The sequence below is a fragment of the Actinomycetes bacterium genome (genome assembly GCA_036000965.1).
Taxonomy (GTDB): Bacteria; Actinomycetota; CALGFH01; order CALGFH01; family CALGFH01; genus DASYUT01.
This window is the reverse complement of record DASYUT010000123.1, coordinates 1-7,656: the sequence shown is the minus strand read 5'-3', so window position 1 is coordinate 7,656 and position 7,656 is coordinate 1. Positions and strand designations below refer to the sequence as shown.

8 protein-coding genes, 1 pseudogene and 1 riboswitch are annotated in these 7,656 nt (G+C 75.0%); of the genes and pseudogenes, 3 read left to right on the top strand and 6 right to left on the bottom strand.

Annotated elements, in window-relative coordinates; all coding sequences use genetic code 11:
- Window positions 1-186 (bottom strand): nuclear transport factor 2 family protein (locus VG276_10155; protein ID HEV8649745.1); only part of this gene is annotated, 186 nt, incomplete at its 3' end.
- 202 nt (window positions 187-388) lie between these two features.
- Window positions 389-490: riboswitch (cyclic di-GMP riboswitch) on the top strand.
- 45 nt (window positions 491-535) lie between these two features.
- Here VG276_10155 and VG276_10150 point away from each other — a divergent pair.
- Together VG276_10150 and VG276_10145 are read left to right on the top strand one after the other, a co-directional pair.
- Complete coding sequence (locus tag VG276_10150) at window positions 536-1,444, top strand: hypothetical protein (protein ID HEV8649744.1); 909 nt, start codon at window positions 536-538, stop codon at window positions 1,442-1,444.
- Window positions 1,408-1,970: pseudogene (locus VG276_10145) on the top strand (GGDEF domain-containing protein). The gene VG276_10150 and the pseudogene VG276_10145 overlap by 37 nt, the downstream one beginning before the upstream one ends.
- A 77-nt stretch (window positions 1,971-2,047) precedes the next feature.
- On the opposite strand, the gene VG276_10140 reads toward VG276_10145, so the two are convergent.
- Together VG276_10140 and larB are read right to left on the bottom strand one after the other, a co-directional pair.
- Window positions 2,048-2,983, bottom strand: a complete 936-nt coding sequence (locus VG276_10140; protein ID HEV8649743.1) for a DMT family transporter — start codon at window positions 2,981-2,983, stop codon at window positions 2,048-2,050.
- Between the two features lie 15 nt (window positions 2,984-2,998).
- Complete coding sequence (larB, locus tag VG276_10135; protein HEV8649742.1) at window positions 2,999-3,895, bottom strand: nickel pincer cofactor biosynthesis protein LarB; 897 nt, start codon at window positions 3,893-3,895, stop codon at window positions 2,999-3,001.
- 43 nt (window positions 3,896-3,938) lie between these two features.
- Here larB and VG276_10130 point away from each other — a divergent pair, with 43 nt between their 5' ends.
- Entirely contained in the window at window positions 3,939-5,195 is a 1,257-nt protein-coding gene (locus tag VG276_10130; GenBank protein ID HEV8649741.1) for a DUF4032 domain-containing protein, read from the top strand.
- A gap of 24 nt (window positions 5,196-5,219) precedes the next feature.
- Here VG276_10130 and VG276_10125 read toward each other — a convergent pair whose 3' ends face one another.
- From VG276_10125 to VG276_10115, 3 genes are all read right to left on the bottom strand, one after another.
- Window positions 5,220-5,858 carry a TetR family transcriptional regulator gene (locus VG276_10125; protein HEV8649740.1) on the bottom strand — a complete coding sequence of 213 codons (639 nt, stop codon included), beginning with the start codon at window positions 5,856-5,858 and terminating at the stop codon, window positions 5,220-5,222.
- Window positions 5,855-6,757 carry an ABC transporter ATP-binding protein gene (locus VG276_10120; GenBank protein HEV8649739.1) on the bottom strand — a complete coding sequence of 301 codons (903 nt, stop codon included), beginning with the start codon at window positions 6,755-6,757 and terminating at the stop codon, window positions 5,855-5,857. The genes VG276_10125 and VG276_10120 overlap by 4 nt, the downstream gene beginning before the upstream one ends.
- On the bottom strand, window positions 6,754-7,656 hold a 903-nt coding region (locus tag VG276_10115; GenBank protein HEV8649738.1), incomplete at its 5' end, for an ABC transporter ATP-binding protein. The genes VG276_10120 and VG276_10115, both read right to left, overlap by 4 nt.

Sequence of the window (7,656 nt, the reverse complement as noted above, 5' to 3'; positions counted from 1 at the left end):
GGGGAAGGCGGTGAACCAGCCCTGCATGTACTGGCGGGCCTGCTCGGTGGTCCGCATTGGCTCCGGCAGCGTGAGATCGGTCCAGGTGAAGTCGTCGGAAAACAGGCCCACGAACCCATCCACGTCGTGGCCATCCCGAGCCGCGATGCCCTGCTGGTCGATCCGCTCGACGGCTTCGCGCGTCATCGCCTGCCCCCCTCGCCCGATGAGCTTGAATCGCTAACCTACGCCGCTTCCCCAGCGTGTCAAGCCCAGGCCACTCGAACGAGGTCCAGATGTCCGGTGGTGCGTGCTTCGCAGGGTCCGGCGAAGGCGACGTAAGCGTCTGCGGTTGGGGGTGTTGCTGCTCAGGTGGAGCGCTAACCGGTCGATAGGAGGGACGACGGTTCCGCGATAACGGCAAACCCGGGGAAACCCGGGGACGCAAAGCCACGGGCCTACCTCGCCGACCGGCGCCGCCGGCCGGCGACAGGGCAGCCGGGCTGCCGAACGGAAGGCGCCAGCCTTTCATGAGCGACCGCTCAGGAGGCGCCATGTGCACCACCTACAGGACGCGCGCCGCCCGCCGAGGCTGCACGTCCATGCCACCCGCGACGGCCGTGCCGGCACTGGCGGCGCTGCCAGCCGTACCGCCAGCGTGGGCAGGCCGGGCGACATGAGCGTCCGTACTCGCCTGGCCGTCGCCTTCCTGGCCATCTCCTTGCTCATCCCCTTGGTCGGCCTAGTGGCCGTGCGCCAGCAGTACACGGTCAGCAAGCGCGCGGCCCAGCTCGAGGCCCGCCACGTCGCCGAGCCGATCGCCCACACCATCGCCAACAGCGCCGCGCTGACCAACGGCGCCGCGCTGACCAAGGGCGACCAGCGCCATCTCTACCAGGACGAGAAGCGGCTCCGGCAGTATCTGGATGACCTGCAGCGCGAGCTGCGCCGCCACGTGGAGGTCATCGACTCCCAGCAGCGCGTCCTGGCCGCCGCGAGCCCCGGCAAGGGCGAGGGCGAGGCTGAGGCTCGGCGGGACATCGACGCCGAGGTGGCCGCGACCATCCGCGACGGCCAGCCTCGCACCTTCGTCGAGCGCGACAAAGAGTTCCCGGCCGGCACCCTGCAGGTGGTCATCCCGCTGCGCAGCGCGCAGAGCAGGATCGTGGGCGCGGTGGTGATGGAGTACACCCCGCTGTACCGGGAGCTCCTGGCCGCGGGCGCCGCCACCCGGCGGGCCATCGTCGCCGCCAGCGTCGCGGGGCTGCTGCTGGGGCTGCTGCTCGCCTACGGGCTGGCGCGCGGGCTGGTCAGGGACCTACACCGGCTCGGCCAGGCCGCGGGACGGCTGGGCACGGCCACGAGCACGTCCGCGCCCAGGTGCGCGGCCGCGGGGAGCTGGGGGAGCTGGCCGCCGCGTTCAACGACATGGCCACACGCATCGCCGCCCAGAAGGCGGCGCTGACCGAGGTCGCGATCAGCGACCCGCTGACCGGGCTGCATAACCGGCGCTCGTTCGAGGTGCGCCTGGCCGAGGAGGTCGAGCGCACCCGCCGCTCCCAGGTGCCGTTCGCGCTGCTGCTACTCGACCTGGACCACTTCAAGCAGGTCAACGACCGGTTCGGCCACCAGGCCGGCGACCAGGCCCTGCAGGCGGTTGCCTCGGTCCTTGAGCAGCAGCTGCGCGCGGTGGACCTGCCCGCCCGGATCGGCGGGAGGAGTTCGCCGTGCTGCTCCCCGACACGGCCGGGCAGGGCGCGCTGGACACGGCTGAGCGGCTCCGTGCAGCGATCGCAACCCGGCCGATCGCCCACGAGGGGGCCACGATCGCCGTGACCGCCAGCATCGGTGTGGCCTGTTGCTCGGCCCACGCTGACACCAGCGAGGGGCTGCTGCGGGTCGCCGACCTGGCCCTCTACCAGGCCAAACGGGCCGGCCGCAACCGCACCCACGGCGCCGCGGACGTAACGCCTCTGCACGATCGGGTTTAGAGCCAATGCCGCTGCATCAAGGAACGGAGACAACCCGCTGAGCCACCCCGCCCACGGTGGCCGTGCCCGGTCCCGGGTCAGGTCTCGCGGCGGGAGGTCAGCCAGGCACCCGCGAGCACCAGCGCGGTGCCGAGCAGCGCCGCCGGCGCCACCCGCTCGCCGAGGAAGATGACGCCAAGCGCGATCGCCACGACCGGGATGAAGTAGGTGGCAACAGCGCCGCGTGGGCCGCCGACCCGCCCCACCAGCGTCGTCATGAGGACGAAGGCGAGCCCGGTCCCAAGGACCCCAAGCGGCAGCATCGCCAGCACCGGCCCCCACCCCAGGCGCGAGCCGGGCAGGCTCCACAGCCCGAACGGCACCAGCAGCACCAGGGCGACCAGCTGGGCGCGCAGCAGCACCGGCAGGGCGCCGTAGCGCTGCTGCAGCGGCACCGCCACGTTGACCGCAAGGCCGTAGCACACCACCGCGAGCACCACCAGGCCGGCGCCGAGCGTGGTGGCCCGCGAGCCCTGCACCTGGGGCCAGGAGATCGCGATGACGCCGGCGAAGCCGACGGCCAGCCCGAGCGTCTGGGTACGGGCGAGTGGGCGGCGCAGCAGCAGCACCGCCCAGGCGGCGCCGAACAGCGGGACCGCGCCGTTGAGCATGCCGGCCACCGAGGAGTCGATCCACTGCTGCGCGACCGGGAACAGCAGCAGCGGCACGGCCATCCAGATCAGCCCGAGGAACGCCACCCGCGGCAGGTCCTGGCGGTCGATCCCGCGGCGCGCGGCCGGGACCAGCGCGAGCGCGACCGCCCCGAGCCCGACGCGCGCAAGGGCGATGGCGCCGGGCCGGAACGCCTGCAGCGCGATGTCGATGAACAGGAACGACGACCCCCAGATCACCGCAACGCCCGAAAGCAGCAGCCACTCCCCGACCCCGAATGCCCCGGAGCGGCTACCGCTCCCGGCCTGGAGCAGCCGCCCGCGCGCGGTCGCTGGGGGTCGGTCGCTTCTCACTCTACGCATCGGTCGTTTCTCGCTCTACGCATCGGAGCGCTCCTCAGAGTGCGGCGGCCGCGGCCGCGCCCGGTCCGGCCGCGCCCGGTCCGGCTTCGCTCGGTCCGGCTTCGCTCGGTCCGGCCGCGCCCGGTCCGGGCCGCCGGTGTGCCGGACCTGGGCCACGGCCAGGACGCGGGCGGCCAGGGCGCCCGCACCGAAGCCGTTGTCGATGTTCACCACGCTGACCCCGACCGCGCACGAGTTGAGCATCCCAAGCAGGGCGGCCAGGCCGTCGAAGGCGGCGCCGTACCCGACGCTGGTCGGCACCGCGACCACCGGCGCCCCGACCAGCCCGGCCACCAGCGAGGGGAGCGCCCCCTCCATCCCGGCCACGACCACCAGCACGTCCGCGCGCTGGACCCGCTCGACCTCGGCGAACAGGCGGTGCGGCCCGGCCACCCCGACGTCGACCAGCCGGTCGACCGTGCAGCCGAACGCCTCGGCGGTCACCCACGCCTCCTCGGCCACGGGCAGGTCGCTGGTGCCGGCGCACACCACCGCGACCGTACCTGGCGGGCCGGTGGGCGAGCGGCGCAGCACGAGCAGGCCGGAGCGCGGGTGCCACTCGGTGCCGGGGTGGGCGGCCAGCACGGCCTCGGCGTGGTCCTGGCCGGCCTTGGTGACCAGCACCGGCGCGCCGCCGCCAGCGAGCAGGGCGGTGGTCACCGCGGCCAGCTCGGCTGGCGTCTTGCCGCGGCCGTAGACGACCTCGGGGCCGAGGCCGCGCACGGCCCGGTGGTGGTCGACGCGGGCGAAGCCGAGGTCCTCGAACGGCATCCTGGCCAGGCGGGCCTCGGCCTCCCGGACCGGGAGCTCGCCGTGGGCCACCGCCTCGAGCAACAGGTGGAGCTGGGGGTCGACCACGCCGAGACTGTACACCGGGCGGTGCCGGCGGCCGCGGGACACGGGTTACCATGGCCGCATGCCCGCGCTCACCATGCGGCTGCGCTCCGCCTCCCCGGAGCTGCTCGCGCTGCCCTGGACCAGACCGCTCGAGACCTGGTCGCCCGAGGAGGTCGCCTTCCGCCCCCTCCCGGTCGGGCCGAGCCGGCACCTGGTGCGCTTCGTGGAGGCCGACGGCGTGCTGTACGCGCTCAAGGAGCTGCCCACCCGGGTCGCGAACAAGGAGTACCGGGTGCTCCGCGACCTCGAGGCGCGCGAACTGCCCGCGGTGCGCGCCCTCGGGCTGGTCGAGCAGCCCGAGTCCGGCAACGGGATCCTCATCACCCGCTACCTCGAGCACTCCTGGCAGTACCGGCGCCTGTTCCAGCGCCTCCCCCAGGGACGCAGCAAACACCGCGAGCGGCTGCTCGACGCCATGGCCAGCCTGGTCGTGGACCTGCACCGCAGCGGGGTGTTCTGGGGCGACTGCTCGCTCGGCAACACCCTGTTCGCCAGGGACGGCCAGCTCCTGCAAGCGTTCCTGGTCGACGCCGAGACGAGCGAGATCCACCCGAGCCTGTCGGACGGGCAGCGTCACCTGGACCTCGGCATCCTGGTCGAGAACCTCGCCGGGGACCTGGTCGACGTCAGCCTCGGGCTGGGCCGGGCCGACGAGGTCGAGGAGGCGTTCGCCGCGGCCGAGAGCGTGGCCGCCCGCTACGAGCAGCTGTGGGACGAGCTCTCCCGCGAGGAGACGTTCGGGCCGGACGAGCGCTACAAGGTCGAGGCGCGGGTCCGCCGGCTCAACGAGCTCGGCTTCGCCGTGGACGAGCTGGCCCTCGAGCCGGCCACACCCGACCGCAGCACCCTGCGGCTCAAGGTGGCCGTGGCCAACCGGCGCTTCCACGCCAACGAGCTCCGCAAGCTCACCGGGCTCGACGTCGGCGAGGGGCAGGCCACGGTGCTGCTCAACGACGTGCGTGCCTACCAGAGCCGGCTCGACCACGAGCGGCCCGGGTCGGCACCCGACGACACCGCCGGCCTGCGCTGGCTCACCGAGGTCTTCCGGCCTCAGGCGGCCAGGGCGGCCGCCGCGGTCGGCCCGGCCGCCGACCCGGTGCAGGCCTACTGCGACCTGCTGGAGGTCCGCTGGTTGCTCAGCGAGGAGGCCGGCCACGACGTGGGCGACAAGGTCGCCCTCAAGGCGCTGTCGTCCAGGCAGGCCCCGTCGGGCGCGGCCGCCCAGCTGGTGGTGGCCGAGCCGCCGACCGGCACCTTCCCCCCGGTCGGGTCCTGACTGCCCCACCCGGGCGCCGGCCGCTCAAGAACCCGTCTGGGCCCGCCCTGCCGGGGGATGGTCGCCGGCTGCCGGGCCCAGGTCGCCGGTGACGTAGCGTTGCAGGGTGGGGCCGATGGCGGCCACCACCACGGGCGGCGGCGCCGAGGCGAGCGGCTCGATCCTGATGATGTAGCGGGCGATCGCGAGGCCCATGAGCTGAGAGGCGACCAGGCTCGCCCTGAGGTGGCCGTCGGGCATGCCGAGCTGGTCGGTGATGCGCCTGAACAGCGCATGGGCGAGGAACTCGCGCAGCATGGTGGCGGCCTTCTCGCTCGAGACGGCCGAGCGGATCAAAGCGATGAACGGGTGCTGGTTGGCGGTCTGGTCCCAGACGGACACGAACGTGGCGGCAATGCGCTCGCCGATGTGCTCCCGGTCGCCGGCGAGCAGCCGGGCGACGAGCTCGGTGGGGTCGACGGGCAGCTCCATGGTCGTCACGAACAGCTGCTCCTTGCTGCCGAAGTAGTGGTGCACGAGCGCCGGGTCGACCCCGGCGGCCTCGGCCACCGCGCGGATGGTGGCGGCGTCGTAGCCGCGCTCGGCAAAGGCGCGCCGGGCCGCGTCGAGGATGGCGTCGCGGGTGCCGCTGTCACCCGGGCGCCTGCCGGTGCGCGCCATCAGGCCGCGGCCCCGGCCGCCAGCGCCACGAAGGTCTCCTCGAAGGTGGCCGGCACCAGGTCCAGCCCGGCCTGGACCCCGCTGGCGCGCAGCGCCCCGGCCACCCGCTCCCGGTCCGTGCCGGGCACGCGCAGGGAGCGGCCGACGAGCGCCACCGGCAGCCCGGCCTCCTCCAGGGCCACGAACGCGTCCTCCCAGCGCGGTGTGGCCACCCGCACGGTGCTCGCGTCGCCCATGATGGCGGCCATGGTGCCCTGCGCGGCCACGCGCCCGCCGGCCAGCACCACCAGCCGGTCGCACTGCTCGGCCTCGCTCATGTAATGGGTGGTGACCAGCGCCCCGGCACCCGCCTCGGCCGCGGCCCGGATCGTGTCCCAGAGGTGGGTCCGCCCGAGCGGGTCGACCCCGGAGGTCGGCTCGTCGAGCACGAGCAGGTCCGGGCGGTGGGCGAGCGCGGCCGCGAACGCCACCCGGCGGCGGAGCCCGAGCGGCAGGTCCCCGACCAGCTCGCCGGCGACCGCCGCGACGTCCCGGTCCAAGTCGGTGTCGGCCGACCCCGGCGGCGCGGTCGCGCGGTCGCGGCCGGCCGGTGCCACGCCGAACGCGCGCGCCGAGAAGGCCAGGTTCTCGGCCACGGTCAGGTCGTCGTAGAGCCCGAGCCCCTGGGGCACGTAGCCCAGCCGGGCGCGGGTCTCCCTCGACGGCGCCCGGCCGAACAGGCGGACCTCCCCGGAGGTGGGCCGCAGCAGCCCGAGGATGCAGCGGATGAGCGTGGTCTTGCCGGCGCCGTTGGCGCCGAGCAGGCCGACCACCTCGCCCGGCTCGACGGCCAGGCTGACCCGGTCCACGGCCGTGAGCGACCCGAACCGGTGCGTCACCTCGGTCACCCGCACCAGCGTCATGCCGCCGCCTCCTTGTCCCGGGCGGCCCGCTCGCGCGCGGCGAGCGCGGCCACGATGACCGCGTCCTCCAGGTCGGGGGCCACCGGTGAGGCGCCCGGGACCGTGGACCCGTCCGGCGACCAGACCCGCCAGCGGGCGCCACGCCGCCACGCGGTCCCGCGGTCGGGCCGGGCCGGCGCGTCGAGCACGGCACCCGGGATGCCGGCGACGACCGCCTCGGGCGTGCCGGCCACCAGCGGCCGGCCCTGGTCGAGGACGAGCACCGAGCCGGTGCGCTCGGCCTCGTCGAGGTAGCTGGTGGCCACCACCACCGCCGCGCCCGTGGCCGCCGCGTGGGCCACCAGCCGCCACAGCTCGGCCCGGCTCACCGGGTCGACGCCCGTGGTCGGCTCGTCGAGCACGAGCAGCCGCGGCTCGTGCAGCATGGCCATGGCCAGGGCGAGCTTCTGCCGCATCCCGCCCGAGAGCTGGCCGCCGAGCCGGTCCCGGGCGCCGGGCAGCCCGGTGCGGTCCAGCAGCCGGCCGGCCCGCTCGGAGAGCGCGCTGCCGCGCAGGCCGTACGCGGCCCCGGCGAACGCGAGGTTCTCGTCCACCGTGAGGTCGCGGTACACGCCCGGGCCGGCCGACACGTAGCCGATCCGCCGCGCCGGGGGCCGCCGCACGGTCCCGGACGCCGGGCGCACGGCACCGGCCAGCGCCCGCAGCACGGTGGTCTTGCCGGCCCCGTCCCCGCCGACGATCCCGGCCACCTCGCCCGGGGCGACCTCGAGGGTGACCCCGGCCACCGCGGTGCGCCCGTGGTAGGCGACCACCAGGTCCTCGACCCCGAACCGGACCCTGGGCCTGGGCTCCGCCTGCCCGGGACCGCCCGACCCGGGACCGCCCGACCCGGGACCGCC

Excerpts from the sequence above, each read along its gene's own strand:
- VG276_10140 (HEV8649743.1), bottom strand. The coding sequence starts at position 2,983 with ATGCGTAGAGTGAGAAGCGACCGACCCCCAGCGACCGCGCGCGGGCGG.
- VG276_10130 (HEV8649741.1), top strand. The coding sequence starts at position 3,939 with ATGCCCGCGCTCACCATGCGGCTGCGCTCCGCCTCCCCGGAGCTGCTC.
- VG276_10120 (HEV8649739.1), bottom strand. The coding sequence starts at position 6,757 with ATGACGCTGGTGCGGGTGACCGAGGTGACGCACCGGTTCGGGTCGCTC.